This is a genomic window from Nocardia sp. CDC153, from assembly GCF_035818515.1.
GTDB lineage: Bacteria > Actinomycetota > Actinomycetes > Mycobacteriales > Mycobacteriaceae > Nocardia.
In genome coordinates, this window is record NZ_JAYKYU010000005.1 from 1 (window position 1) to 26,571 (window position 26,571).

Sequence of the window (26,571 nt, forward strand, 5' to 3'; positions counted from 1 at the left end):
CAGACCATTGGGTTGATAGGCCAGAACTGGAAGCCCGGTAACGGGTGTAGGTGACTGGTACTAATAGGCCGAGGACTTACCAACAAAGAAGCTACGCGTCCACTGTGCAGTATCTGAAACAACACACACTGTGTTGAGGGCTTCACGGCCTTCGACCGTGTGGGGAGTTTTGGGGGCTAAGCCCCCAAACCCCCTTAGTTTCATAGAGTTACGGCGGCTATAGCGGTGGGGAAACGCCCGGTCCCATTCCGAACCCGGAAGCTAAGGCCACCTGCGCCGATGGTACTGCACTCGACAGGGTGTGGGAGAGTAGGACACCGCCGGAACATCCTTCGCGAAGGCCCCGACCATCTGGTCGGGGCCTTCGGCGTATCCGGATAACTGTGCGTTTCATGGGTACGGTGGCGGTGTATCCCGGATACATATCGAGAGATATGGGATCCACAGAAAGCTCCCAGCGGACAACCAGTCTCGTTGCGGATGGAACGGCAATGATCGAGGGCATGGTCATCGAAGCGGTACCGGCGACGCCGGTGGTCACCAATCGACGGTTTCGGCTGTCGGCTCTCTGGCTGCCCGCGACGTACAGCTACGTCGGGCTGCTGATTCTCGGGGCTATCGCGCTCACCATGGTGAGCGCCAAGAACGAGACCCGAATTGTGCTGCACGCCAGCACCAATCTGCACAATCTCGCGAATGGCCGTTTCGGCACGCTGTTCTCCAGCGCCTTCCTGGTGGGCGAGGGCGCGGCCACGGCGTTCATCATCGTCCCCTTCCTGGCCTGTCTGCTCGCCTTGGCCGAGCGCCGTTTCGGTGCCGTCAGACTCGTGCACACGTTCTTCATCGGGCATATCGGCGCGACCGTGCTGGTGGCCGTCGGCCTGTGGGTGGCGGTGGAATCGCAGCTGGTGCCCAACAGCATCACCATGGTCGAGGATGTCGGCGTCAGCTACGGCGCGATGGCCGTCGTCGGCGCGCTCATCGCGGTGCTGCCCTCCCATCGCCGTTTCGTCTGGGCCGCAAGCTGGCTCACGCTGGCGCTGGGCGGCGTGCTGGTGTGGCACACCTTCACCAATGTCGGTCATTTCCTGGCGCTGTGCCTGGGTCTCGGCATCGGTCGGCTCATGATTCGCCGTCAGGTGGCGCCGCAGCGGCCGATGAACTGGACGGATTACGTATTGCTGGCGGGCGGTTCCGTTTTCGCCTGCCTGATGCTGTTGGGCTGAATCCGGGTCACTAGACTCGACCGGTGCGCCTTGTGATTGCTCGATGCCAGGTCGATTACGTTGGCCGTCTGACCGCCCATCTGCCGATGGCCCGTCGCCTCATCATGATGAAGTCCGACGGTTCGGTGCTCGTCCACTCCGACGGCGGCTCCTACAAGCCCCTGAACTGGATGAGCCCGCCGTGCTGGCTGGAGGAGCGCGAAACCGACTCGGCGACAAGCCAACTCTGGGTGGTCACCAACAAGGCGGGTGAGGAGCTCCGGATCACGGTCGAGGACATCGAACTGGATTCCAAGCACGAGCTCGGCGTGGATCCCGGTCTGGTGAAGGACGGTGTCGAGGCCCATTTGCAGGAGCTGCTGGCCGAGCACATCGAAACCCTCGGCGCGGGTTACACCTTGATCCGCCGCGAGTACATGACCGCCATCGGCCCGGTCGACATCCTCTGCCGCGACGCCGACGGCGCGACGGTGGCGGTGGAGATCAAGCGCCGCGGCGAGATCGACGGCGTCGAACAGCTCACCCGCTATCTCGAACTGCTCAACCGCGACCCGTTGCTGGCCCCGGTCGCCGGTGTCTTCGCCGCCCAGCAGATCAAGCCGCAGGCGAAAACCCTCGCCACCGATCGCGGTATCCGTTGCCTGACCCTGGATTACGACGCCCTGCGTGGCACCGAGTCCGACGAATTCCGGCTGTTCTAACCTCGGACCATGCCCCGCCGGAAACCCCGCCCCAAGGACGCCGCGCGCTCCCGCCAGGAGCCGCGGCCGATGGGCGATGTCTTCGGCCGCACCGAACCCGGCCCCGGCACCGACGAGATCTTCATCGTCCGCACGGTTCCCGGCACCCGCGCCACCAAGCCCTACCGCTGCCCGGGCTGCGACCACGTCATCCCGCCCGGCACCCCCCACATCGTCGCCTGGGCCGCCCACGGCGGCGAGGACGACCGCCGCCACTGGCACTCCGGCTGCTGGAACGGCCGCAACACCCGCACCATCACCCGCCGCTGGTCCTGAACGCACGCCGGACCCGCTGTCGATCCCGGTGGGCCGGAAGCAATAAGGAAGGCCGCTTCCGGGTTGGAAGCGGCCTTCGAACGGCTTCGGGTTGTCGCCCGTGGAGTGAATTAGCTGGAGATGTCGGCGTTTTCGCGCTCGTCGACGATCTCGTCGTCGTCGCGGGCATCGGAGATGGCCTTGCGTCCGCCCTTCTGGATGGACCGCTGTTCCGGTGCGCCGTCGAGGAGTTCGCTCTCGCGGTTGACCGCGGCGAGCATGGCCGGGACGGAGTCGAGCTGGCCGCGGATGCCGAGCAGCTGGGCCAGGACGCGGCCGCGCAGGACACGCATTTCCTCGGCGAGTTCCTTGGCGTGCGCGATCTTTCGATCCGCGGTGTTGGTCGCCGAGGTGATGAGGCGGTTGGCCTCGTCGGTGGCGTCCTTGATGCGCTGGGCGGCCTCGGCGCGCGAGGTGGCCTCCAGCTCCTCCATGGCGCGGGTCAGCTTGGTGCGCCGCTCGGCCATGGTGACCTCGAAGTCCTGCTGCGTGGCCTTGCGCTTGGCCTCGGACTCCTTGGTGAGGCGGTCGGCCTCGGCATTGGCGGCTTCGACGATCTTGGCGGACTCGGAGCGGGCGTTGGCGAGGGTCTGCTCGAACTCGATCTCGAGCGCTTCGCGCTTCTCCTTGGTCTCGGCGAGGAGCGATTCGTACTTCCCACGCATTTCGGTCGCCTGCTGTTCGGCGATCGAAATCATCTCTGCCGCTTCGGCTTGCGCCTGGGCGCGAACCTCGGAGGCCTCGTCGGAGGCCAGGCGGAGCATGCGCGAGATGCGATCGGACATACCTTCGGCGGTGGTCGGCGGCACCGAGAGCCGGTCGACCTCCTTACGGAGCTCGTCGATCTCGTCCCGGGCATCCTCGAGCTGGGCCGCGAGATTGCGGGCCTGCGCCGCGGCGGCATCGCGATCGGTCGCGGTGACCCTTAGCTCGGCATCGAAACGGTCGAAGTAGTTACGCACCTCGTCACGGTCATAGCCCTTCCGCACAACGGTAAAGGGCAGTGCAACGAAGCGATTACGATCGGGCTCAGTGGACGACATGCCCCACAAACTACAGCCTGACGACCACTGATGGTGACCCGACCGCGAATGTTGTTACAGCCTCTTTAGAGGGCCGGATTCCGGTACTAGTGGGTAGTTTTCGCGGCTGGTTCGACGAGTTCGACCAGCACACCGCCAGCATCCTTGGGGTGGATGAAATTGATGCGGGAACCGGCGGTTCCACCGCGCGGCTCGGCGTACAGCAAACGCAAGCCCCGTTCACGCAGTTGCGCGGAAACCGCCTCGACATCGGTGACTCGATACGCGAGCTGCTGCAGGCCAGGCCCGTTTCGATCGATGAACTTGGCGATCGTGGAGGCCTCGTTGAGGGGAGCCAGCAACTGCAAGGCAACCGAGCCCTCGGGCGTGCCGGGCACCGACAGCATGGCCTCGTGCACGCCCTGCGCCTCGTTGATCTCGCGATGCGTCTCGACCATGCCGAGATTGTCCCGGTACCAGGCCACCGCGGAATCGAGATCCGGCACAGCGATTCCCACGTGATCGACGGCGACGACGTATTCCGACGGGATGAATTCGGTCTTCTCGGTGTTGCTCACACCACGAACGGTAGCGCGCACCCACATACCCTCGCCGAAGTGCAGCGAGTTACCGTGGGGTAAGGCTCCGATGGTTGGCGGAGCACTGACCACACGACGTAAGCGAGGCCCTCATCGTGTCCACCACCTCCGTCATCGTCTCCGGCGCGCGCACGCCCGTCGGTCGGCTGCTCGGATCGCTGAAGGACTTCAGCGGCTCCGATCTGGGCGGGATCGCCATCAAGGCGGCGCTGGAGAAGGGCGGCGTCGCGCCCGAGCAGGTCGACTACGTGATCATGGGTCAGGTGCTCACCGCGGGCGCGGGTCAGATCCCGGCCCGGCAGGCCGCGGTCGCCGCGGGGATTCCGATGGACGTCCCGGCGCTCACGGTCAACAAGGTGTGTTTGTCCGGTATCAATGCAATCGCGTTGGCGGATCAGCTGATTCGCGCCGGTGAGTACGAGATCGTGGTGGCCGGTGGTCAGGAGTCCATGACCAATGCCCCGCATCTGCTGGAGAAGAGCCGCGAGGGCTTCAAGTACGGCGATGTGAACCTGCGCGACAGCATGGCCTACGACGGCCTCTACGACATCTTCACCGATCAGCCCATGGGCGCGCTCACCGAGCAGCGCAACGACAGCGAGCCGATCAGCCGCGAGGATCAGGACGCCTTCGCCGCCGCCTCGCACCAGAAGGCCGCCGCCGCTTGGAAGAACGGCGTCTTCACCGACGAGGTGACCCCGGTCTCGATCCCGCAGCGCAAGGGCGACCCGATCCAGTTCGCCACCGACGAGGGCATTCGCGCCGACACCACCGCCGAGTCCCTGGCCAAGCTGCGCCCGGCCTTCCGCAAGGACGGCACCATCACCGCCGGTTCGGCCTCCCAGATCTCCGACGGCGCGGCCGCGGTGGTCGTCATGTCCAAGGCCAAGGCAGAGGAACTCGGTCTGAGCTGGATCGCCGAGATCGGCGCGGCGGGCGTCGTCGCCGGTCCGGACTCCACCCTGCAGGAACAGCCCGCCAACGCCATCGCCAAAGCCTGCGCCAAGGAAGGCATTTCGCCCACCGACCTCGACCTGGTCGAGATCAACGAGGCCTTCGCCGCGGTGGGCATCGCCTCCACCCGCAAGCTCGGCATCGACCCGGAGAAGGTGAACGTCAATGGCGGCGCGATCTCCATCGGCCACCCGCTGGGCATGTCCGGCGCCCGCATCGTCCTGCACCTGGCGCTCGAGCTGAAGCGCCGCGGCGGCGGCATCGGCGCGGCCGCCCTCTGCGGCGGTGGCGGTCAGGGCGACGCCCTCATCGTCCGCGTGAAGTAAGCGGCGGGACGAACGCGAACGGCTCCGGCTCGAAACGAGCCGGAGCCGTTCTGCTTTCGGAAACCCGATACCAGGATTCCGGCGCGGGCGTACCGGATGTGACCAGTGCAACGACAGGCTGTCGTAGTCGATCCGGCAGAATGGGGAGTCATGGGTGATTTCTTCGACCTTTCGACGGTCGCGAAGCGCGTGCGGTTCTTCGGCCTGCTGGAAGTTCCTTCCTGGGTGCTGCTGTTCATCGGCTCGGCGCTCAAGCGCGCGGATGCCCTCGGCATCGCCGATCAGCCGATCAAGTGGCCGGTGATGGTGTTCGGCATGCTGCACGGCCTGGTCTTCCTGGCCTACGCCATCAACTGCCTGCTGGCCTCGCGCGAATTCGAGTGGCCGGGCAAGACCACGGGTCTGGCCCTGCTGTCCTCGGTGGTCCCCTTCACGTCGGTGTGGTTCGAGCGCTGGGCGATCAACTCCGGTCAGCTGGGGGAGCTGAGCACGGCCGCGGCACCCGCCGTCGCTCGTTCGTGACAAACTGGATGTCGTGACTCGACCTGCACGCCGTCCTTCCGCCGCCGCAGCCGCCGCCATGTCGGGCGCGGTTGACCTGTCCGCCCTCAAGCAGCCGGCCGCCGCAGCGGGAGATATCCCGGGCGACCACGCCGTCACCGAGGCCAACTTCGAGGAGCGGGTGCTGCGGCGCTCGACCCAGGTGCCGGTGGTGGTGGCGCTGTACTCGCAGCGCAGCCCCGGCAGCATCGAACTGGTGAAGCTGCTCGAGAAGCTGGTCGGCCAGGGCGGTGGCGACTGGGATCTGGCGACCGTCGAGGCCGAGGCCAATATGCGCATCGCGCAGGCGTTCGGCGTGCAGGGCATTCCGACCGTGGTGGCCGTGGCCGCGGGCCAGCCGCTCGCCGATTTCACCGGCAACCAGCCCGAGGAACAGGTCACCGGGTGGATCGCCGCGGTGGTGGACGCCGTGCGCGGCAAGCTCCCCGGTGTCGGCGCGGCCGGTGCCGACGCCGAGCCCGAGGTTCCCGAGGATCCGCGCTTCGTCGCCGCCGAAGAGGCCTTGGAGAACGGCGATTTCGCGGGCGCGATCGCGGCCTACCAGGCCATCCTGACCGCCGAGCCGAACAATGCCGAGGCCAAGGCCGCGCTGCGTCAGGTCCAATTCCTTTCCCGCGTCCAGGAAATCGACCCCAGCGCCGTGGCGAAGGCCGACGCCGACCCGTCCGATCTGGACGCCGCGCTCGCCGCCGCCGATGTCGAAATGTTCAACCAGCAGCCGGAACTCGCCTTCGACCGCCTCATCGCCCAGGTCAAGCGCACCGCCGGGGACGACCGCACCCGGGCCCGCACCCATCTGCTCGAACTCTTCGAACTCTTCGACCCCGCCGAGCCCATCGTCGTCGCCGCCCGCCGCAAGCTCGCCGCCGCCCTGTACTGACCGAGCCGTCTCCGAACCCCCTCACAGCCGCGTGCTGTGAGGGGGTTCGTCTTTTTTGCCAGTCGACTGGACTGGCTCAAATTAGTAAGCTAATGCGTATGATAAGCACATACGATGAATTGCTGAAGTCCGGGGACGAATTGATCGCGCTGGACGCGCGGGCGGTGCGGGTCAGTGTCGAGGTGGTGGCGGGACTGACCGCCGCCGATCTGGACGCGCCGACGCCGTGTGCGGGCTGGACATTGCGAGATCTGCTGGAGCACATGATCGTTCACCACCACGGCTTCGTTGCCTCCGCACACGGCGACGGCGATATCGCGCGGTGGAAGCCGCAGCCGTTGAGCGATGATCCGGTGGGGGAGTATCGGGAAGCGGCCGAGCGGGTGCTGGCGGCGTTCGCCGAGCCCGGGGTGCTGGAGCGGCAGTTCCCGCTGCCGGAGGTCCGGGGCGGCATCGTGATTCCCGCGCCGCTGGCGATCAGCTTTCACTTCATCGACTACATCGTGCACGCCTGGGATGTGGCGCGGGCGCTCGGCGTCCCGGTCGAATTCGACGAGGACCTGGTGAGCGCGGGTCTGCCGGTGGCCGAGGCGGTGCCGGGTGGCGCGTTCCGGGAGGAGCCGGGCGCGTCCTTCGCTCCCGCGGTGGACGTGGCGGGCGCGTCGGGTCTGGATCGGATTCTCGCGGTGCTGGGCCGCTCGCCCGGCTGGCCGGAGTGATCGACGGGGCCGTGAGCCCTGCGGTTCCCCACTTTCCCCGCGAAGTGGGGAACCTGTGTACTACTTGGTTCCGGACCGTCCGCTGCCGGTGGCCAGATCCTGGAGGGTCTTCAGGATCTGGGAGGACCCGGTGGCGGTCGGGTCGGGCTCGCCGACGGCGATGATCGGCTTGGCTTCGACATTGTCGTCAGCGGCGGCGATGCCGGCGCCCGCGGTCAGGATTCCGGCCGCTGCCGCACCGATCAGTGCGAAGGTTCCGAGCTTTTTCATGCAGATTCATTCCTTCGGGGTATAAGGCAATTCGGTTGCGACGCCGCTGAATTCAGTCCTACCCGGTTCCAGTCGGAAATGGTTGACCTTGATTACCGTGCCCTTGGGATCGGGGGCATGCGCGAGAGCCAGACGGCGCTGTGCGGTGCGAGCGTCAGTGCGGCCGAAATCGGGCGGCCGTGCCAGGGCAGTGCCTCGGCTCGAATCTCGCCGGAGTTTCCCACCCCGCCGCCGCCGTAGGCGATGGCGTCGGTATTGAGCACCTCGAACCACGAATCCGGTTCGGGCCCGGGCAATCCGATGCGGTATCCGTCGAGTTGACGGCCCGAGAAGTTGTAGACGCAGGCGAGGATGGATCCGTCGGTGCCGTAGCGCAGGAACGACAGCACATTGTTGTCGCGGTCGTCGGCGTCGATCCAGGAGTAGCCGCCCGGTGAGGTGTCCTGGCTCCACAGCGCCGGACTCGCGACGTAGAGCCGGTTGAGGTCGGCGACCAGGGTCCGAATGCCTTGGTGCAGTGGGTTTTCCAGCTCGTGCCAGTCCAGTCCGAGGTCGTGGTTCCACTCCCGGAACTGACCGAATTCCTGGCCCATGAACAGCAGTTGCTTGCCGGGGTGGGCCCACATGTAGGCGAGCAGCGCGCGCACCCCGGCGGCCTTGGCGTAGTCGTCGCCGGGCATGCGGGTCCACAGCGTGCCCTTGCCGTAGACGACCTCGTCGTGGCTGATCGGCAGCACGTAGTTCTCGCTCCACGCGTAGGTCAGCGAGAAGGTGATCTCATTGTGGTGCCAGGTCCGGTACACCGGGTCGTGGGCGAGGTACCCGAGGGTGTCGTGCATCCAGCCCATATTCCATTTCATGGTGAAGCCGAGCCCGCCCACCTCGGTGGCGCGGGTGACGCCGGGCCAGGTGGTGGATTCCTCGGCGATGGTGAGCACGCCCGGATGATGCTTGTGCACGGTCGCGTTCATCTCCTGCAGGAAGGACACGGCCTCCAGGTTCTCGCGGCCGCCGTGGATGTTCGGCTCCCAGTCCGGGCGCGAGTAGTCCAGGTAGAGCATGGCGGCGACGGCGTCCACGCGCAGGCCGTCGATGTGGAACTCCTCGATCCAGTACAGGGCATTGGCGACCAGGAAGTTGCGGACCTCGTGGCGGCCGAAGTTGAAAACGTAGGTGCCCCAGTCGAGTTGCTCGCCGCGGCGGGGGTCGGCGTGCTCGTAGAGGGCGGTGCCGTCGAAGCGGGCCAGGGCCCATTCGTCGCGCGGGAAGTGCGCGGGCACCCAGTCGAGCAGTACGCCGATCCCGTTGCGGTGCAGGTGATCCACCAGATAGCGGAAGTCGTCCGGAGATCCGAAGCGGGCCGTCGGCGCGTAGTAGGACGTGACCTGGTATCCCCAGGAGCCGCCGAATGGATGCTCGGCGACGGGTAGCAGTTCGATATGCGTGAAGCCCTGGGCGAGAACGTATTCCGCGAGCTGATCGGCGATCTCGCGATAACCGAGTCCCGGCCGCCAGGAGCCCAGGTGCACCTCGTAGACGCTCACCGGCGCGCGCAGCGGATCGGTCTTCGCCCGCGTCCGCAGCCATTCCGTGTCGCCCCAGGCGAATTCGCTCTCGGTGATGACCGAGGCGGTCGCGGGCGGCACCTCGGTGGCGAAGGCCATGGGGTCGGCGTGATCGACAATGCGCCCGTCCGCGCCGTGTACGCGGTACTTGTACAGTGCTCCCGGCCCGATGCCGGGCAGGAACAGCTCCCACACCCCCGAATCGCCGAGTTTCCGCATGGGCGCGGTGTTTCCGGTCCAGCCGTCGAAGTCTCCGATCACCGCCACGCCGCGCGCGTTGGGCGCCCAGACCGCGAAGGCGGTGCCGGTGATCTCACCGTCGAGCGTGGTGTAGCGCTTCGGATGCGCGCCGAGCACCTCCCACAGCCGCTCGTGGCGTCCCTCGCCCAGCAGATGCAGGTCGATCTCGCCCAGGCTGGGCAGGAAGCGGTACCCGTCCGCCTCCACCACCGTGCGCCCGCCCGGATAGGAGGCGACGATCCGGTAGTCCCACAGGTCGGGGAATGGCACGACGGCCTCGAAAACGCCGTGATCACTGTGTGCCAGTGGGTGATCCACGCCGCCGATGCGCGCCGCGACCGTCTCCGCGTGCGGCCGCAGCACCCGAATGACCGTCCCCTCCGGGTGCGCGTGCGCCCCCAGCACGGTGTGCGGATCCGGGTGGGTGCCCGCCGCCAGCAGCAGGAGGTCGCGTCGATTCATCGGAACGATCTGCGATAGGCGAGTTCGGTGCGCGCGGCGGCCGGAACCGGCGGCAGCGCGAGAATGTGCGCGACCGCCCGCGCGGGGTCCAGGCGCACGTAATTGCTTTGCCCCCAGTGATATTCCTCGCCGCTGACCTCATCGAACACCACCGGCCGATCGTGCCATTCGCGGCCGATGGCGGGCAGGTCGAGCGACACCATGCCCTGCTGCGCGCCGAACGGGTCGAGGTTCACCACCACCAGCACCGCGTCACCGGTGGTGGGGTCGAATTTCGAGAAGGCCAGCAGCGCTTCGTTGTCCACGTGATGAAAGTGGATGCAGCGCACCTGCTGCAGCGCCGGGTGGGCGCGGCGGATCTCGTTGAGCCGGGTCAGCCACGGCTCCAGGGATTCCCCGCGGGCCGCGGCCTCGGCGAAACGGCGCGGGCGCAGTTGGTATTTCTCCGAATCCAGGTATTCCTCGCTGCCCGGCCGCACCGCCTGGTGCTCGTAGAGTTCGAAGCCGGAGTACACGCCCCAGCTCGGTCCCAGCGTGGCCGCGAGCACCGCGCGAATGGCGAACATGCCCGGGCCCCCGTGCTGCAGGCTCTCGTGCAGGATGTCGGGCGTGTTCACGAACAGGTTGGCGCGCGCCTCATCGGCCTTGGCGGCCAATTCCCGGCCGAATTCCTCGATTTCGTGCTTGTGGGTGCGCCAGGTGAAATACGTGTAGGACTGGCTGAAGCCGCGCCGCGCCAGGCCGTACATGCGCGCGGGACGCGTGAACGCCTCGGACAGGAACACGATGTCCGGATGCTTCCGGTGCACCTGCGCGATCAGCCACTCCCAGAAATCGGCCGGTTTGGTGTGCGGGTTGTCGACCCGGAAGATGGTGACGCCCAAGCCGATCCAATGCCGCACCACGCGCAGCACCTCGGCGTAGAGGCCGTCGGGATCGTCGTCGAAGTTCAGCGGATAGATGTCCTGATACTTCTTGGGCGGATTCTCCGCATACGCGATGGTGCCGTCGGGCAGCGTGGTGAACCACTCCGGATGCGCGGTCACCCACGGATGGTCGGGGGCGCACTGCAGGGCTAGATCCAGGGCCACCTCCAGCCCCAATTCCCGTGCGGAGGTGACGAAGTCGAGGAAGTCGGCCTCGGTGCCGAGCAGCGGGTGGATGGCGTCGTGGCCACCCTCGGCGGAGCCGATGGCCCACGGCGAGCCAACGTCCTCGGGTCCGGCGGTCAGGGAGTTGTTGGGGCCCTTGCGATTCACGGTGCCGATGGGGTGGATCGGCGGCAGGTACACCACGTCGAATCCCATGGCGGCAATGCGCGGCAGCTCTTTGGCGGCGGTGGCGAAGGTGCCGTGCACCGGCTTGCCGTCGGCGTCCCAGCCGCCGGTCGAGCGCGGGAAGAATTCGTACCAGGCCCCGTAGAGCGCGCGCTGGCGTTCGACCTGCACGATGTGCAGCGGTCCGGGAGTCACCAACTCCCGCAAGGGGGTTGCGCGCAGGATCGCGCTCACCTCGGCGCTGAAGGCCGGTGCCACCCGGGCGGGCAGCTGGGCGTCGCCGCGCAGGGCGGCCGCGGCGTCGCGCAGGATCCGCCACTGCTGCTTCGGCACCGCCTGGGCGGCGCGGTCCAGCAGCCGGGCGCCGAGCTCGAGATCGTTGGCCAGATCCACGGCGCTCTGGCCGACCGCGAGCTTGGCCTCCACACCCGAGCGCCAGGTGGCGATGGGATCGCTCCAGCCCTCGACGCGGAAGGTCCAGCGGCCGGGCTTGCCGGGGGTGAAGACCGCGTTGAAGACGTCCGGCTCGTACTCGGGCTGCATGCGAATGCGCTGTGTGCGAGACGAACCCGGGCCGCGCACCGCCAGCGTCGCCGCCACCGCCTCGTGCCCCTCGCGCCAGACCACGGCGCGCACCGGGACCACCTCGCCGACCACGGCCTTGGACGGCCGACCGCCGGGAATCGCGGGGGCGGTGTCATCGATGGCGATGCGGCCGGTCACGCCCTCGAACTTACCGGAGTGCGGGTCCGGGCTCCGGGAGTGACTACTGCTGGCCGGGCCGCAGGAGCACGAAAAGCCCGTGCGCCTCGGCGCAGAGCCGATCGCCGTCGTGCAGGGTGGCCCGCACGAAGACCTTGCGGCCCTCCTGCCGCTCCACCCAGCCGTGCACCCGCAGTTCGGTGTTCAGCGGCGTGATGGACCGGTAGTCGACGTGCAGGAAGGCGGTGCGGGTGGCCTGGCGGGTGTAGATGGCCGCCGTCATGCCGAGCAGGTCGTCGAAGCCGAGGGCGATGTGGCCGCCGTGGGCCGCGTTGTTGCCGCCCAGATGGAACGTGCGGAAGGTGATGCGCGCCCGCACGCCCTCGCGGCTGGCGGAGTCGACCAGGAATGGCGGCAGGGTGATATTGCCGCGGGAGGGCAGGTCGGTGCGGTGCCAGGCCGGGGCGTTCCACTCGTCGCCGACCGCCTCGTCGAGCTTGTCGTTGAGTTCCCGCAATGTGGCGATGGCATGCAGCGCCAGCTCATCGGACGGATCGGCCAACCGCACCCGATCCATCAGCCCCCGCACCTGCTCGATGAACTCCCCGTAGTGCGCCCCACCCTTGGTGTTGTCGCGACCCAGCTCCCGAATCGGCCGGAACCCGCCCTCGTGATGCTCCTGGGTGGGCAGTCCGTCGACCGCCTCGATCTGCTCGCTCATATAGAACACGTTATCGGTTGCCCTCCGGATGCTCCCGCCCGGCCCCGGCCTGTGAGCTGCTGATACACACCCGTAACCCCAAAGGTTCGCGGCCCGTCTCGTTCTGGACTGAGTGGAGCGGGGGAGCGAAGCGGAGGAGCGGAGGGAGGGAAGAACGAGACTTTTGGGGCCGCGAACCCGCCCGGAGCGAAGCGGAGGGCAAAATAGGCACAGTGAAGGCTTTGCGTCGATTCACCGTTCGCGCCCATTTGCCGGAGCGGTTGTCCGCGTTGACCGAGCTGGCTACCAATCTGCGCTGGTCTTGGCATGGGCCGACACAGGATGTGTTCGCCGAACTCGATCCCCGGTTGTGGGCCGAGGTCGGGCACGATCCGGTGCGGATGCTGGGGGAGGTTCCGGCCGAACGGCTCGACGAGCTGGCCGGGGACGAGGCGTACACGCGGCGGGTGGATGCTGCGGCCGCGGATCTGAGTGACTATCTGGCTCGGCCGCGCTGGTTTCAGAAGCAGCAGCGCGGGCCGCGCGGAATCGCGTACTTCTCCATGGAGTTCGGTGTCACCGAGGTGCTGCCCAACTATTCGGGCGGGCTCGGGATTCTCGCGGGCGACCATCTGAAGGCCGCCTCGGACTTGGGATTGCCGCTCATCGGCGTCGGATTGCTGTACCGCTCCGGCTATTTCCGGCAGTCGCTGACCGCCGACGGCTGGCAGGCCGAACGCTATCCGGCGCTGGACCCGATGGGTCTGCCGCTGCGGCTGCTCACCGAAGGCGGCGCGCCGGTGCTGGTGCACGTCGCCATGCCGGAGGGCCGGGTGCTGCGGGCGCGGGTGTGGATCGCCCAGGTGGGCCGAATCCCCTTGCTGCTCTTGGACTCCGATATCGCCGACAATGATCCCGAACTGCGCGCCGTCACCGACCGGCTCTACGGCGGCGACCAGGACCACCGCATCAAACAGGAGATCCTCGCGGGCATCGGCGGTGTCCGTGCCGTGCGCGCCTACACCCGCGCCAACGGCCTGCCCGACCCGGACGTCTTCCACATGAACGAGGGCCACGCCGGATTCCTCGGCATCGAGCGCATGCGCGAATACATGGCCGCCGGAATGGATTTCGACTCGGCGCTGACCGCCGTCCGGGCCGGAACGGTGTTCACCACCCACACCCCGGTCCCCGCCGGGATCGACCGCTTCGCCGGAGCGCTGGTCCGCCGCTACTTCGGTGGCGCGCACGGTGAGCGCGAATCCCTGGTCCTGCCCGGCGTTTCGGTGGATCGCATTCTGGCCCTGGGCCGCGAGGCCGATCCGTCGGTCTTCAACATGGCCCACCTCGGCCTGCGACTCGCCCAGCGCGCCAATGGCGTGTCGAAATTGCACGGCGAGGTCAGCCGCGACATGTTCGCGCCGCTGTGGCCCGGTTTCGACGCCGCCGAGGTCCCGATCGGTTCGGTCACCAATGGCGTGCACGCCCCCACCTGGGCGGCGCGCGAGTGGACCGACAAGGCCCGCGAACTCATCGGCGACGAGCTGGTGGAGGAGGCGCGCGGCTGGGAACGCCTCTGCGATGTGGACCTGCGCGAACTCTGGTCGACCCGAAACGCCCTGCGCGGCATCCTGGTCGACGAGGTGCGCCGCCGGGTGCGCGCCTCCTGGCTGGAACGCGGGGCCGCGCCCGCCGAACTCGGTTGGGTCGACGAGGTTTTCGACCCGAACGTGCTGACCGTCGGCTTCGCCCGCCGCGTACCCACCTATAAGCGGCTCACCCTCATGCTGCGCGATCCGCAGCGCCTGCGCGCCCTGCTCCTCGACCCGGAGCGCCCGGTGCAGCTGGTGGTCGCGGGCAAATCGCATCCGGCCGACGACGGCGGCAAGGCCCTCATCCAGCAGATCGTCCGCTTCGCCGACGACCCGGCCGTGCGGCATCGCATCGTCTTCCTGCCCGACTACGACATGTCGATGGCCCGCTACCTGTACTGGGGCTGCGACGTCTGGCTCAACAATCCCTTGCGCCCCTTGGAAGCCTGCGGCACCTCCGGCATGAAGTCGGCCCTCAACGGCGGCCTCAATCTCTCCATTCGCGACGGCTGGTGGGACGAGATGTACGACGGCGAGAACGGCTGGGCCATCCCCACCGCCGACGGCGTGCGCGACGAGCACCGCCGCGACGACCTGGAAGCCGCCGCGCTGTACGAACTGCTGGAACGCGCCGTGCTGCCGCGCTTCTACGATCGCGACCACGACGGTCTGCCGGTGCGCTGGATGGAGATGGTCCGCCACACCCTGCGGACCCTCGGCCCGAAGGTGTTGGCCTCCCGCATGGTTCGCGACTATGCCGTGGACTACTACGCTCCCGCCGCCGCGGCCTTCGAGGCGGTGTCGAGCAATGACTTCAAGGGCGCGCACGACCTGTCGGTCTATCGCCGTCGCGTCGAATCCGCCTGGCCCAGTGTGAAGGTCCTGCAGGTGGACAGCTCCGGCCTGCCGGACATCCCGGTGATCGGCGCGGAGCTGGCGCTGCGCGCCCGCATCGATCTGGGCGGCCTCACGCCGTCCGATGTTTCGGTGCAGGCGGTGCTCGGCCGGGTCTCGCCCGCCGACGATCTCACCGACGTCCACACCTTCGCCATGCGGCATCACGGAACCGATTCCGGCGCCGATGTTTTCATCATTCGGACGCCGGTCCCGATCTCCGGTGCGGTCGGCTACACGATCCGCATCCTCCCGCACCATCCGCTGCTGGCCACCGACGCCGAGCTGGGCCTGATCGCTACGCCCAGCCCGTAGCGATCAGGTCGGTGCGATCAGCGTCCGCTTGAGGATCTTCCCGGTCGTATTGCGCGGCAAGGCGTCCAGGAAGGTCACATCGCGCGGCACCGAGAACCGGCTGACCCGGTGGCGAATGTAGTTGCGCACCATGTCCGAATCGAGCCCGGAGCCCGGCCGCTTCACCACGAAAGCGGCCAGGCGCTGGCCGAATTCGTGATCGGGCACCCCGACCACCGCCACCTCGCTCACCTGCGGCAGATGCGAGAGCGCCTCCTCCACCGCGCGCGGGAAGACGTTCTCACCGCCGGAGATGATCATCTCGTCGTCGCGCCCGGCCACGAACAGCTTGCCCGAGGCGTCCAGGTACCCGATGTCGCCGGTGTCGAGCATCCCGTCGGCCTCGTCCGGCGGGGTCGCGTCGGTGTAGCCGTCGAACAGCATGTGATTGCCCACGAAGATGCGCCCGGTCGCCCCGATCGGCACCGGCCGCCGATCCGGCCCCAGCACACCGAGTTTCGTGCCCAGCGGCGGACGGCCCGCGGTGGTGGGGGACATGCGCAGATCCGCGGAATCGGCGATGGACGCCCACGACACCTCGGTGGAGCCGTACACGTTGTAGAGGATGTCGCCGAAGGCGTCGAGGAACTTCAGCACCGTCGCACCCGCCAGCGGCGCACCGCAACTGGCGACGATGCGCAGGCTCGACAGGTCGTAGCGGGCCCGAACATGGGTGGGCAGGTCCAGGATTCGGTTCACCATGATCGGCACCACGATCAGCGCGGTGACCCGGTTCTCGGCAATCCGGCGCAGGCAGTCCTCGGCGTCGAAGCGGTCGCCCAGCAGCACCGTCGCGCGAATGGCGGTCGAGATCTGCAGCGCGCCCAGGCCCCAGGTGTGGAACAGCGGGGCCGGGATGAACATGGTCTCGTTGGTGCCGAACGGGATTCGCGACAGCAGCGCGGCCACCGTGCCGAAACCCTTGGGGTGCGGGCGGCGCGCGCCCTTGGGCGTCCCGCTGGTCCCGGAGGTGAGCACCACCAGCCGTCCCGGCCGCGGCGGCTTGCGCGGCGGCTCCTGCCGCATGGCGATGAGCTCCTCGATGGTGGTGCGCCCCGGATCCGGCGGAATGTCGTCGCTGGTGAAGCGCGGCAGATCGGTGGGCAGGTACCGCACCAGGTGCTCGAACTCACTGTCCACGAACAGCGCCGAGAGCTGGTGGCGCGCCACGATCTCCTCGACCTGCCGCGCGGGCAGCCCGGTATTGAGCAGCACCGCGTCCGCGCCCGCCTTGCCCGCGGCCACCATGCACTCGACCATGCCGGTGTGATTGCGGCACAGCAGCCCGACCGCCGTGCCGGGTCCGAAGCCGAGCGCGGTGAACGCGCCCGCGAGCGCGCTACTGCGGGCGTGCAACTGGTCGAAGGTGCTCGAGTAGCGGTCGTCCACCACCGCCGCTCGCTGCGGTGAGTGCGCGGCCGCCGCCGCGTACCCGCCGGCCAGGCTGAAACCCCATTTGGCCAGTCCGCCGATCTGTTTCAGCCCCACATCGGGCCGGTAGGTGCGCACCACGCCCGAGGCCACCATCCGCTTGACCACCCCGGCCTGCAGCTTCATCGGCGAATCCTCGCCATTGACGAGGAGCGAACTCGGCGTGTTCGCAATCAGGTCCCCGACGCGTTTCAGCCCGGCCTGCGTCCACAGCACCACCGCCGAGTTCGGCAGTTGGGTCAGCAGCGGATGCACCAGCCCCGCCTTGAAATACGTGACGTACACCCGCGTGTGGTCCCCGTCGCCGCGCAGCCGGATCGCGGCGAAGCTGCCGCGCTCGGGGCAGTGCATCTCGAAGCTCTCGCCCGGGCGGGTGATGCGCAGTTGCACGCGCAGGACATGGACGTCGATGCCGTTGCCGCCCACTCGCATATTCAGCGTGGGCTGTGCGTCGGCGGTGTCGAGTTGTTCGCATGCGCCGATTCCGGAAAATAGCCGGGGATAGGTCTGCGGGTCGAGAAGGACATCCCAGAGCGCTTTGCGGGCGATCGCGAAGTCCGCGACCGCGTCGATGACATCCGTTACCACTGCGTACTACTTCTGCCTGGCCGGTTCCCCTGAAAACCCCCGGCTGATTACGTATTTGTAACGTCCCAGACAGTAAGGGTCAAGAGTCTATAATTACCGGCCGGTAATGATTTAAATTGCGGATTAATTGCGCTGGTAGCCACGGGAAAACAACGCTCTGGCGAGTGCGATAGCTCACGATTCGCCGGGTCGGTTCATGTGCGGACATACGGAACAAGTACCGTGCCCACGGCAACCTTCGTACCTTCCTCCGACTGGAGACACCCACACATGAGCACCGACGTGCTTACGCGCACCAAGGGGCGCGTCGACGCGTACTTCGGCATCAGCGAACACGGTTCCACCGTCAAGCGCGAACTCATGGCCGGAACCATCACGTTCCTGGCCATGTCCTACGTGCTCGCGGTGAACCCGCGCATCCTGGGCGACGGCCCAGCGGGCGATCTCCACGACAAGGGCATGCCCATCCAGGCGGTCTTCACCGCCACCGCCGTCGCCGCCATCTTCGGCACGCTGGTCATGGGCCTGTGGGCGCGCTACCCGGTGGCGCTCGCGCCCGGCATGGGCCTGAACGCCTTCTTCGCCTACACCGTCGTCCTGCACATGGGAATCCCGTGGCAGGAGGCGCTTTCGGGCACCTTTCTCTCGGGCGTCATCTTCTTCGTGCTGGCCGTGACCAAGGTCCGCGAGAAGATCATCGAGGCCATCCCCATGCAGATGAAGCTGGCCGTCGGCGCGGGCATCGGCATGTTCGTGGCCTTCCTCGGCCTCAAGAGCGCGGGCATCGTGGTCTCGGATCCGGCGACCCTGGTGCACCTGGGCAACTTCCACCACGGCACCACCCTGCTGGCCATGTTCGGTCTCGTCGTCACCATCGTGTTCCTGGTGCTGGGCTGGCACGGCGCGGTGCTCTACGGCATCCTCGCCACCGCGGTGATGGGCATCGTCTGCGGTCTGGTGCAGATGCCGGACTCGGTGGCCGCGCTGCCGCACGGGCTCGATCAGACCTTCGGTCAGGCCATCATCCACCTGCCCAACGCCTTCACCGGGCAGATGGTGATCGTCGTGCTGACCATGCTGTTCGTCGACTTCTTCGACGCCTCGGGCACTTTGATCGGCGTCGCCAAGCAGGCCGGGCTGCTGACCTCGGATGGCAAGCTCGACCGCGCGGGTCAGGCGCTGGCCGCCGACTCGGTCGGCACCGCCGCGGGCGCGATCATCGGCACCTCGTCCACCACCGCGTACGTCGAATCGACCGCGGGTGTCTCGGCGGGCGGCCGGACGGGTCTGACCGCGGTCGCGACGGCGGGCTGGTTCATGGTCGCCATGTTCTTCTTCCCGCTGTTCGCGGTGTTCGCCAATGTCTCGGCGGTGACGGCACCGGCGCTCATCGTGGTCGGCGTGCTCATGGCGCGGTCGCTGGGCGAGATCGAGTGGGGGAAGCTCGAATACGCGGTTCCGGCCTTCATCACCGTGGTGATGATGCCGCTGACCTACTCGATCGCCAATGGCATCGCGATGGGTCTGCTGTTCTACCCGGTGGTCATGGTGGCCAAGGGGCGGGCGCGGGAAGTGCATCCGATCATGTGGCTGCTCATGGCGGTCTTCCTCTCGTACTTCTGGTTCCTGGCCAAGTAGGAGGGGCAACTCTCGGGCTCTCAGGGGCTTCCCCTGACACCCCTTTCACGAGATTGGGCGCGAGGCGGAATAGCCTCGCGCCCGTTCTCGTTGGGGACCTGCTGTAGGCTTCGAAGCGGACCATGGTCCGGTTGGAATCGCCCCAGAGCCGAAAGACCCGAAAGACGAGGAACCCGACATGACCGCAACTGTGAACACCGCGGCAGCCGCCACCCGCGAAACCGCCGCGAACGGCGTGACCGGCACCGATATCGGCCTGCTCGTGGCCCGCGTGGGCTTCGGCGGCCTGCTGGCCGTGCACGGCAGCCAGAAGCTGTTCGGCTGGTTCAACGGCTACGGCCTCGACGCCACCGCGCAGGCCTTCGGCGGCATGGGCTACGACCCCGGCAAGTTCTTCGCGACCCTGGCCGGGCTGAGCGAGATCACCGGCGGTCTGCTGCTGGTGCTCGGGTTGCTGACTCCGCTGGGTGCCGCGATCGCGCTGGGCACCATGCTCAACGCGCTGAACGTGACCCGCGGCAATGGCTTCGCCATGTGGGAACTGCCCGCGGTGTACGCCATCGCGTCGGTGGCCTTCGCCTTCGCGGGCCCGGGCCGCATCTCCCTCGACCACGGTCGGCCGTGGCAGCGTCAGGGTGTGGTGTGGGGAGTCGGAGCGGTGGTGCTGGCGGTGGTCGCCGCACTCGTCACGCTCGCCGCGAAGTAAGCGGCCGAAAAAGGTTTTCGGTGTCCCCGCGCCGCGTGCAGGGCTTGGCGCGGGGACGACGGACACGTCCGATGTGGGAATTGGGGTTCACCGGAGTATCGAAAGCCAATTTACTTCCGATCGGAAGTTGGGACCAGCCCTGTGACTGTTCTCACAAACGTCATTTCATTTGCGCGACACTATTTGTCAGTCTTTCGAGAGCTTTTGTCACAACTTGGGGATCGGACGTTTCCCAATAGGGCGGCAAAGATGCTCGGAGATAACCGCCATAGCGCGCCGTGGCGAGTCGCGAATCCAGAATTGCGATAACGCCGCGATCGTCGGTACTGCGCAGCAAACGCCCCGTTCCCTGGGCCAGCAGCAGCGCCGCGTGATTGGCCGCGACCGACAGAAAACCATTGCCACCACGCGATTCCACCGCGCGCTGCCGTGCCACCAGCAGCGGATCATCCGGGCGCGGGAACGGAATGCGGTCCAGGATCACCAGACTCAGCGACGGGCCCGGCACATCCACGCCCTGCCACAGCGAAAGTGTCCCGAAGAGTGAGATTTCCGGGTCGTCGGCGAATTTGCGGACCAGCGCGCCGGTGGCGTCCTCGCCCTGACACAGGACCGGGGTGTCGAGGCGTTCGCGCAGAATTTCGGTGGCGGCCTTGGCCGCTCGCATGGAGGAGAACAGCCCGAGGGTGCGCCCGCCCGCCGCGCGAATGAGGCGCTCGATCTCGTCCAGATACGACTGCGGCAGGCCGTCGCGGCCCGGCGCGGGCAGATGCTTTGCCACGTAGAGGATTCCGGACTTCGCGTGGTCGAACGGCGAACCCACGTCCACCGAATTCCAGCGCAGAGATTTCTCGTCGGAGGGGGCCTCCGCGCCATTGGCCAGGGCTGGATCCACCTTCGAGGCCGACTGCGGCGGCAGGCCCCAGGTGACCGCGAGATTGTCGAAGGAGCCGCCGATCTGCAGGGTGGCCGAGGTCAAAATCACGGTGGCCGTGCCGAACAGGCGACTGCGCAGCAGCCCGCCCACCGAGAGCGGGGCCATGTGCAGGGTGCGGCGCGGGACCCCGCGCACCTCCTCCGAGGCCAGCCAGATGACATCGCGGTGCGCGGACGGGTCGGCCTCCTCGAAGGTGGTGAGCACGCGGACCGCCGCGTCGTGCACCTCCTCGACGGCCGCCAGCGCCTGATTGCGGGCCGCCGCGCCCTCCGGATCGCCCTGGGCCGCACTGCCACCCGACGGGGCCAGCGCGGTGCGCGCGTTCCAGGCCGCGTCGCGAATCAGGGCCAGCACCGGTGCCGCGCCCTCGGGCAGGCGGTCCCAGCGGCCCGGGTTCAGCTCGTCGAGCAGCTGGTGCCAGGCCTCGGCCGCCCCCTCGAGCCGATCCACCTCCTGCTCGTCGATGAGCTTCGAACACCGCTTGGCCGCGGCGCTGATGGCGGTGGTCGACAGTTCGGCGGTGGCCACGCCGGTCACCCGGTCCACCAGTTCGTGCGCCTCGTCCACGACCACCACATCGTGTTCGGGCAGCACCTGGATGCCGCTGATGGCGTCGATGGCCAGCAGGGCGTGATTGGTGACCACCACATCGGCCAGTCCGGATTCGGCCCGCGCCTTCTCCGCGAAGCAGTCCTGGCCGAACGGGCAGCGCGACTTGCCCAGGCACTCGCGGGAACTCACGCTCACCTGCCGCCAGGCGCGGTCGCTGACGCCGGGCACGAGTTCATCGCGATCGCCGGTCTCGGTGTCGGACACCCACTCGTGCAGGCGCTGCACCTCGCGGCCCAGCTTGGAAATGGCGAAGGCGTCGAACAGTTCGGCCTCCGGCTCGTCCGGAATCGCGCTATTGATCTTGTTCAGGCACAGATAGTTGTTGCGCCCCTTGAGGATCGCGAACTGCGGCACCCGCCCCAGCGGCGTCGCCAACGCCTCGGCCAGCCGCGGCAGGTCGCGATCCACCAGCTGCCGCTGCAGCGCGATGGTCGCGGTCGACACCACCACCGTCCGCCCCGTCCGCACCGAATGCCGCAAACTCGGCACCAAATAGGCGAGCGACTTCCCGGTCCCGGTCCCCGCCTGCACCGCGAGATGCTCCCCGGTGTCGATCGCATGCGCGACCGCCGCGGCCATGGTCTGCTGCCCCGAGCGCTCCTTACCCCCCAACGCCTCGACAGCGGTGGCCAACAGCTTCGGTACGGCAGGCAGTTCGGGCACGGCGGCCAGATTACTGCGCCTCGCCGACAACCCCCGCGCAAACCTCGTGTCCCCGCCCGCCAGGGCTGATTTCCGCCGATCGGGCCGAATCACCGCGCCCGGATGGTGGCCGCTTCGACCTGGCCGGCGAAGATGGCGACCGGCCCGCCGTTCTTCCTCGGCTCCAGCGATATCCGCGGTCACGGACGACTGCGTGGGGGTATGCCGGAGCGGTCGCGGCTACTTCTCCACGGTCCCGGCCAGCTCTACGCCGGAGGCGCGGAGTTTGTCGAGGGCGGTGGCCAGGGTTTCGGGGGAGACGGCGGCGGTGAGGCCGAGGAGGACGCGGGTGTCGAAGCCCTCGGCGCGGGCGTCGAGGGCGGTGGCGCGCACGCAGTGGTCGGTGGCGATGCCGCAGACGTCGACGGCGTCGATGTGGTGGTCGCGCAGCCAGTCGGCCAGGGTGGTCGAGCCGTCGGAGGCGGTGCCCTCGAAGCCCGAATAGGCCGCGGTATAGGCGCCTTTCGAGAAGACCTCCTGGATCGGGGCGGTGTCCAGGTTGGGGTGGAATTCCGCGCCCGGGGTGCCGACCCGGCAGTGCGGGGGCCAGGTGTCGATGTAGTCCGGGGTGGCGGAGAAGTGCGCGCCCGGATCGATGTGGAAGTCGCGGGTGGCGACGACGGCGGCGTAGTCGGAGACGCCCAGGTATTCGGTGATGCGCTCGGCCACGGCCGCGCCGCCCGCGACGGCCAGTGATCCGCCCTCACAGAAATCGTTCTGTACGTCGACGACGATCAGGGCTCGGCTCATGGGCGGGACCTCCCGGGAAACGGCGGCTGAACCGGGACGGTGAGCCGCTCGTATTGCATTGTGCCGCCCGGTGCCCGACCGGTCCACGGCGACGTCGGCGAGGGTCCGGGGGTAGTGATGAAGAGTGCCGCGCTGATGGCTCTGCGGTTCTTCGTGGCGTTCGAGATCGCCAGTGTGGTGGCGAATCTGCTGTGGCACCAGATCTCGTTCGAGTTCGGCGAGATCGTGGGTGAACTGGCCCAGGCCACGCTGTTCGCCCTGCCCGCCGCGCTGATCGCGGCGGCCCTGTGGTGGCGGCTCAACTCACAAAAGTCGTCGGGATAGCGGGCTCGCCCGCCGACAGCTTCAGACCCTCCCACGGCAGGCTGATCAGACCCTTGGCCACCAGCTCCCGGCTCTGCGCCAGCGTCGGCTGATCGCCGACCACCTCGCCCTTGCGGACCAAGGGCACCTGCAGCTCGGCGATCTCGAATCCGTTGGGCTCCGGCCGCGCCGCGGCAGCCGGGTAGACGATCTCCTCGACGATGGTGCCGGTGTGCCGCGCCAGCCGGATCGCCCGCTTGGTGCCGCCGCGAGACTCCTTGTGGGAGCTGCGCTTCGCCACCGGAATGCCATCCACCTCGACCAGCTTGTAGACCATGCCCGCGGTCGGCGCACCGGATCCGGTGACCAGCGAGGTGCCCACGCCGTACACGTCGACCGGTTCGGCGCGCAGCGCGGCGATGGCGTATTCGTCCAGGTCACCGGACACCACGATGCGGGTGCGGACCGCGCCCAGCCCGTCGAGCTGATCGCGCACCTGCCGGGCCAGCACGCCCAGATCGCCGGAATCGATGCGCACGCCGCCCAATTCGGGCCCGGCCACCTCGATGGCGGTGGCCACGCCGCGGGTGATGTCGAAGGTGTCGACCAGCAGCGTGGTCCCCACGCCCAGCGCCTGGACCTGGCTGCGGAACGCGGCCGCCTCATGGGAGCCGTCCGAGCCGGAGTGCAGCAGCGTGAAGGCGTGCGCGCTGGTGCCCGCGCTGGGCACGCCGAAGCTGCGGGCGGCCTCCAGATTGGAGGTGGCGTCGAAGCCGGCCAGATAGGCGGCCCGGGCGCTGGCCGGTGCGGCGAGCTCATGGGTTCGGCGCGAACCCATTTCGATCATCCGGCGGCCACCGGCGGCGCTCACCATGCGGGCGGCCGCGGCGGCGATGGCGCTGTCGTGGTTGTAGATCGACAGGATCAGGGTTTCCAGCAGCACGCATTCGGCGAAGGTGCCGCGCACGGTGAGGATGGGGGAGCCGGGGAAATAGAGCTCGCCCTCGCGGTAGCCGTCGATGTCGCCGCCGAAACGGTAGTCGCGCAGCCATTCCAGGGTCTTGGGGTCCAGGAACCGCTCGGCGACCGCGAGTTCCGCGTCGCCGAAGCGAAATTCGCTCAGCGCCGCGAGCAATCGCCCGGTCCCCGCGACCACGCCGTATCGGCGGCCATTGGGCAATCTGCGGGCGAATACCTCGAAGGTGCACTGGCGCTGGGCGGATCCGTCGCCGAGCGCCGCAGCGAGCATGGTCAGCTCGTACTGATCCGTCAGTAGCGCAGTACTGGTCAGTCCGTCCGCGATCATCACGAGACCCACTGTAAGCACAACCGCGCCCGTGCCTTCGACCACGCGCCACGCCCGGGCGTCCGATCGTGGTTTCCGCCCGGCACGGCGTGTCGCCTGGGCTGTTGTTTCTTGGATGTCAGGTCGTACCCTGGACGTTATGGGTCTGTGTAATCACGACGATGTCCGGGTCGCCGCCGGTCCGGGCGGCGCGAACGTGACACTGTCGGCGGCACAGGCGACACCGGAGGCCATCGAATACTCCGAGATTCTGGAGGCCGAGGACCGGCCGTGGGTCACCGTCGTTTGGGACGATCCCGTCAACCTCATGCACTACGTGACCTACATCTTCCAGAAGCTCTTCGGCTACAGCAAAGGCAAGGCAACCGAGCTCATGCTGAAGGTCCACAACGAGGGCAAGGCCGTGGTGTCGGCTGGTTCCCGCGACAAGATGGAACACGACGTACAGCGCCTACACGCGGCGGGGCTGTGGGCCACCATGCAACGTGACGACTGACCGAGACGACTACGGTTATCCCGTGCGGAAGTGGAGCAGAAAGAACTCCCTGGGCGGGCTGAAACTGCGTTCGGAAATGGACGCCCACGAGGCGGACGTGCTGCGTTCGCTGGTCGGGGCGGTCACCGGACTGCTCACCGATCGGGCCCGCTCGGCGCCCGAGGACGAGCTGGCGGCCCTGACCGGGCTACAGCTGGGCAACACCACCCCGCCCGACGATCCGCGCCTGGCCCGACTACTCCCGGACTTCCACCGCCCCGAACCCGGTTCCCCCGACGCCGAGCGCGCCGACCTCAACAGCGCCCTGCGCAGCCTGCACGAGCCGGAGATCATCGAGACCAAGGTGGCCGCCGGACTGGTCATTCTGGAAACTCTGCCGCCGCAGGGCGGCAAGATCGTCATCACCCAGGAGCAGGCCGACGCCTGGCTCACCGCGCTCAACGATGTCCGCCTGGCGCTGGGCACGGCGCTGGAGATCGACGCCGACACGCCCGATCATTTCGCCGATGACGACCCGCGGGGCCCGAGCCTCGAGGTCTACCACTGGCTCACCTGGATGCAGGATTCGCTGATTCAAGCCCTGATGCCCTGAGCGATCCCCGCCCGGAACGACTCTTGGACGGAGCTGCCGTGAGCAGTGTTGCGGGACACCGGAATTCGATCACCGACGTCTCCGGCGTGCTGGTCGGACACCACCACGAGCTGGACCCGAACGCCACCCTGGGCACCGGCGCGGCCACCGGCTGCACTGTGGTCCGGGTACCGGGCGGCGCGGTCGCGTCGGTGGACGTGCGCGGCGGCGGCCCGGGCACCCGCGAGACCGACCTGCTGAATCCGGAAAACACTGTGCGACAGGCGAACGCGATCCTGCTCACCGCCGGCAGCGCCTACGGCCTGGCCGCCGCCGACGGCGTGATGCGCTGGCTCGAGGAGCACAAGGAGGGGATCCCCATGGATCCCGCCGACCCGGCCCGCGTGGTGCCGATCGTCCCCGCCGCGGTCATCTTCGATCTTCCGGTGGGCGCGTGGCACATTCGACCCGACGCCGACTTCGGCTTCCTGGCCGCCGAGGACGCGGGCGTGGACTTCGCGCGCGGGTCGGTGGGCGCGGGCGTGGGTGCGCGGGCGGGCTCGCTCAAGGGCGGAATCGGCACGGCCAGTGTGCGATTCACCGACGGCCCGGCCGCGGGTCTTACCGTCGGCGCGGTGATCGTCGCCAATCCCGTCGGTTCGGTCTTCGACCCGCGCACCGGATTCCCCTGGGGCGCGGGCACGGACGGCCCCGAGCACTTCGGGCTGCGTCCGGCCACCGCGGAGCAGTTGGCCGCGGCCAATGCGCTGGCGGTCAAGGGGACGGTGCTCAACACCACCATCGGCGTGGTCGCCACGGATGCCGCGCTGGACCCGGCGGCCTGTAAGCGCCTGGCCACCACCGCGCACGACGGTTTGGCCCGGGCCGTCCGTCCCGCGCATTCGCCGCTGGACGGCGACACCCTCTTCGCGCTGGCCACCGGCACCGCCGAGCAGCCGCCGAATGTCCCACTGCCCCCGGCCTTCCCGGCACAGCTGCTCGTTCTCGACCAGTTGTGCACGGCCGCCGCGGTCTGCGTGGAGCGCGCGATCGTGGACGCGATACTGTCGGCGACCTCGGTGGCGGGCATCCCGGCCTACCGTGACGTGTTCGGCGGCCCCGCGGGGGTGTGA

The 26,571-nt window shown here is 68.1% G+C and carries 24 protein-coding genes and 2 rRNA genes; 16 read left to right on the forward strand and 10 right to left on the reverse strand.

Annotated features, from left to right (window positions below; genetic code table 11):
• The 5 genes from VMT65_RS26815 to VMT65_RS26835 form a co-directional block, all read left to right on the forward strand.
• Window positions 1-84 (forward strand): 23S ribosomal RNA (locus VMT65_RS26815); the annotation flags it as partial.
• Between the two features lie 125 nt (window positions 85-209).
• Window positions 210-326, forward strand: a 5S ribosomal RNA gene (gene rrf / locus VMT65_RS26820).
• Between the two features lie 165 nt (window positions 327-491).
• Complete coding sequence (locus tag VMT65_RS26825; RefSeq protein ID WP_326311207.1) at window positions 492-1,226, forward strand: rhomboid-like protein; 735 nt, start codon at window positions 492-494, stop codon at window positions 1,224-1,226.
• Window positions 1,227-1,249: 23 nt separating this feature from the next.
• Window positions 1,250-1,927, forward strand: coding sequence for an endonuclease NucS (gene nucS / locus VMT65_RS26830; RefSeq protein WP_326311208.1), 678 nt, complete (start codon window positions 1,250-1,252; stop codon window positions 1,925-1,927).
• Window positions 1,928-1,936: 9 nt separating this feature from the next.
• Window positions 1,937-2,242: an ATP/GTP-binding protein gene (locus VMT65_RS26835; RefSeq protein WP_326311209.1), complete on the forward strand. Its 306-nt coding sequence runs from the start codon at window positions 1,937-1,939 to the stop codon at window positions 2,240-2,242.
• 110 nt (window positions 2,243-2,352) lie between these two features.
• Here the strand turns inward: VMT65_RS26835 and VMT65_RS26840 are convergent, their stop codons facing one another.
• Both VMT65_RS26840 and mce read right to left on the reverse strand, forming a co-directional pair.
• Window positions 2,353-3,324 carry a hypothetical protein gene (locus VMT65_RS26840; protein ID WP_326311210.1) on the reverse strand — a complete coding sequence of 324 codons (972 nt, stop codon included), beginning with the start codon at window positions 3,322-3,324 and terminating at the stop codon, window positions 2,353-2,355.
• A gap of 86 nt (window positions 3,325-3,410) precedes the next feature.
• Window positions 3,411-3,881, reverse strand: a complete 471-nt coding sequence (gene mce, locus VMT65_RS26845) for a methylmalonyl-CoA epimerase (RefSeq protein ID WP_442790312.1) — start codon at window positions 3,879-3,881, stop codon at window positions 3,411-3,413.
• A gap of 116 nt (window positions 3,882-3,997) precedes the next feature.
• On the opposite strand from mce, the gene VMT65_RS26850 reads away from it, so the two are divergent.
• The 4 genes from VMT65_RS26850 (at window position 3,998) to VMT65_RS26865 (ending at window position 7,342) form a co-directional block, all read left to right on the forward strand.
• The gene (locus tag VMT65_RS26850) at window positions 3,998-5,182 is read left to right on the forward strand and encodes an acetyl-CoA C-acetyltransferase (RefSeq protein WP_326311212.1); all 1,185 of its coding nucleotides are present in this window, start codon (window positions 3,998-4,000) and stop codon (window positions 5,180-5,182) included.
• Between the two features lie 150 nt (window positions 5,183-5,332).
• Window positions 5,333-5,704 carry a DUF3817 domain-containing protein gene (locus VMT65_RS26855; protein ID WP_326311213.1) on the forward strand — a complete coding sequence of 124 codons (372 nt, stop codon included), beginning with the start codon at window positions 5,333-5,335 and terminating at the stop codon, window positions 5,702-5,704.
• A gap of 58 nt (window positions 5,705-5,762) precedes the next feature.
• Window positions 5,763-6,623 carry a tetratricopeptide repeat protein gene (locus VMT65_RS26860; RefSeq protein WP_326311890.1) on the forward strand — a complete coding sequence of 287 codons (861 nt, stop codon included), beginning with the start codon at window positions 5,763-5,765 and terminating at the stop codon, window positions 6,621-6,623.
• Window positions 6,624-6,721: 98 nt separating this feature from the next.
• Window positions 6,722-7,342, forward strand: a complete 621-nt coding sequence (locus tag VMT65_RS26865) for a TIGR03086 family metal-binding protein (RefSeq protein WP_326311214.1) — start codon at window positions 6,722-6,724, stop codon at window positions 7,340-7,342.
• Window positions 7,343-7,402: 60 nt separating this feature from the next.
• Here VMT65_RS26865 and VMT65_RS26870 read toward each other — a convergent pair whose 3' ends face one another.
• From VMT65_RS26870 to VMT65_RS26885, 4 genes are all read right to left on the reverse strand, one after another.
• On the reverse strand, window positions 7,403-7,612 hold the full coding sequence (locus VMT65_RS26870) for a hypothetical protein (RefSeq protein ID WP_326311215.1): 210 nt from the start codon (window positions 7,610-7,612) through the stop codon (window positions 7,403-7,405).
• Window positions 7,613-7,704: 92 nt separating this feature from the next.
• Complete coding sequence (gene glgB, locus VMT65_RS26875; protein ID WP_326311216.1) at window positions 7,705-9,879, reverse strand: 1,4-alpha-glucan branching protein GlgB; 2,175 nt, start codon at window positions 9,877-9,879, stop codon at window positions 7,705-7,707.
• A complete protein-coding gene (locus VMT65_RS26880) occupies window positions 9,876-11,879 on the reverse strand; it encodes an alpha-1,4-glucan--maltose-1-phosphate maltosyltransferase (protein ID WP_326311217.1) in 2,004 nt (667 codons plus the stop codon). The genes glgB and VMT65_RS26880 overlap by 4 nt, the downstream gene beginning before the upstream one ends.
• A gap of 43 nt (window positions 11,880-11,922) precedes the next feature.
• Entirely contained in the window at window positions 11,923-12,579 is a 657-nt protein-coding gene (locus VMT65_RS26885) for a PaaI family thioesterase (protein ID WP_326311218.1), read from the reverse strand.
• A gap of 212 nt (window positions 12,580-12,791) precedes the next feature.
• Here VMT65_RS26885 and glgP point away from each other — a divergent pair, with 212 nt between their 5' ends.
• A complete protein-coding gene (gene glgP, locus VMT65_RS26890; RefSeq protein ID WP_326311219.1) occupies window positions 12,792-15,359 on the forward strand; it encodes an alpha-glucan family phosphorylase in 2,568 nt (855 codons plus the stop codon).
• 3 nt (window positions 15,360-15,362) lie between these two features.
• Here the strand turns inward: glgP and VMT65_RS26895 are convergent, their stop codons facing one another.
• Complete coding sequence (locus VMT65_RS26895) at window positions 15,363-17,417, reverse strand: AMP-binding protein (protein WP_326311220.1); 2,055 nt, start codon at window positions 17,415-17,417, stop codon at window positions 15,363-15,365.
• 270 nt (window positions 17,418-17,687) lie between these two features.
• Here VMT65_RS26895 and VMT65_RS26900 point away from each other — a divergent pair, with 270 nt between their 5' ends.
• Together VMT65_RS26900 and VMT65_RS26905 are read left to right on the forward strand one after the other, a co-directional pair.
• A complete protein-coding gene (locus tag VMT65_RS26900; protein WP_326311221.1) occupies window positions 17,688-19,055 on the forward strand; it encodes an NCS2 family permease in 1,368 nt (455 codons plus the stop codon).
• A gap of 178 nt (window positions 19,056-19,233) precedes the next feature.
• A complete protein-coding gene (locus VMT65_RS26905) occupies window positions 19,234-19,761 on the forward strand; it encodes a DoxX family protein (RefSeq protein ID WP_326311222.1) in 528 nt (175 codons plus the stop codon).
• 160 nt (window positions 19,762-19,921) lie between these two features.
• Here the strand turns inward: VMT65_RS26905 and VMT65_RS26910 are convergent, their stop codons facing one another.
• The gene (locus tag VMT65_RS26910) at window positions 19,922-21,973 is read right to left on the reverse strand and encodes an ATP-dependent DNA helicase (RefSeq protein ID WP_326311223.1); all 2,052 of its coding nucleotides are present in this window, start codon (window positions 21,971-21,973) and stop codon (window positions 19,922-19,924) included.
• A 219-nt stretch (window positions 21,974-22,192) separates the two neighbouring features.
• The gene (locus VMT65_RS26915) at window positions 22,193-22,762 is read right to left on the reverse strand and encodes a nicotinamidase (RefSeq protein ID WP_326311224.1); all 570 of its coding nucleotides are present in this window, start codon (window positions 22,760-22,762) and stop codon (window positions 22,193-22,195) included.
• Between the two features lie 114 nt (window positions 22,763-22,876).
• On the opposite strand from VMT65_RS26915, the gene VMT65_RS26920 reads away from it, so the two are divergent.
• Complete coding sequence (locus VMT65_RS26920) at window positions 22,877-23,086, forward strand: hypothetical protein (protein ID WP_326311225.1); 210 nt, start codon at window positions 22,877-22,879, stop codon at window positions 23,084-23,086.
• Here VMT65_RS26920 and VMT65_RS26925 read toward each other — a convergent pair.
• Complete coding sequence (locus VMT65_RS26925; RefSeq protein WP_326311891.1) at window positions 23,061-24,371, reverse strand: nicotinate phosphoribosyltransferase; 1,311 nt, start codon at window positions 24,369-24,371, stop codon at window positions 23,061-23,063. The two genes, VMT65_RS26920 and VMT65_RS26925, sit on opposite strands and share 26 nt — an antisense overlap.
• 139 nt (window positions 24,372-24,510) lie before the next feature.
• Here VMT65_RS26925 and clpS point away from each other — a divergent pair, with 139 nt between their 5' ends.
• From clpS to VMT65_RS26940, 3 genes are read left to right on the forward strand one after another with little or no spacing between them, the layout of a single operon-like run.
• A complete protein-coding gene (gene clpS / locus VMT65_RS26930; protein WP_326311226.1) occupies window positions 24,511-24,867 on the forward strand; it encodes an ATP-dependent Clp protease adapter ClpS in 357 nt (118 codons plus the stop codon).
• Between the two features lie 22 nt (window positions 24,868-24,889).
• Window positions 24,890-25,459 (forward strand): oxidative stress transcriptional regulator AosR, encoded by a 570-nt coding sequence (gene aosR / locus VMT65_RS26935; RefSeq protein WP_326311892.1) that lies wholly within the window; start codon window positions 24,890-24,892, stop codon window positions 25,457-25,459.
• A gap of 38 nt (window positions 25,460-25,497) precedes the next feature.
• Window positions 25,498-26,571 carry a P1 family peptidase gene (locus VMT65_RS26940; protein ID WP_326311227.1) on the forward strand — a complete coding sequence of 358 codons (1,074 nt, stop codon included), beginning with the start codon at window positions 25,498-25,500 and terminating at the stop codon, window positions 26,569-26,571.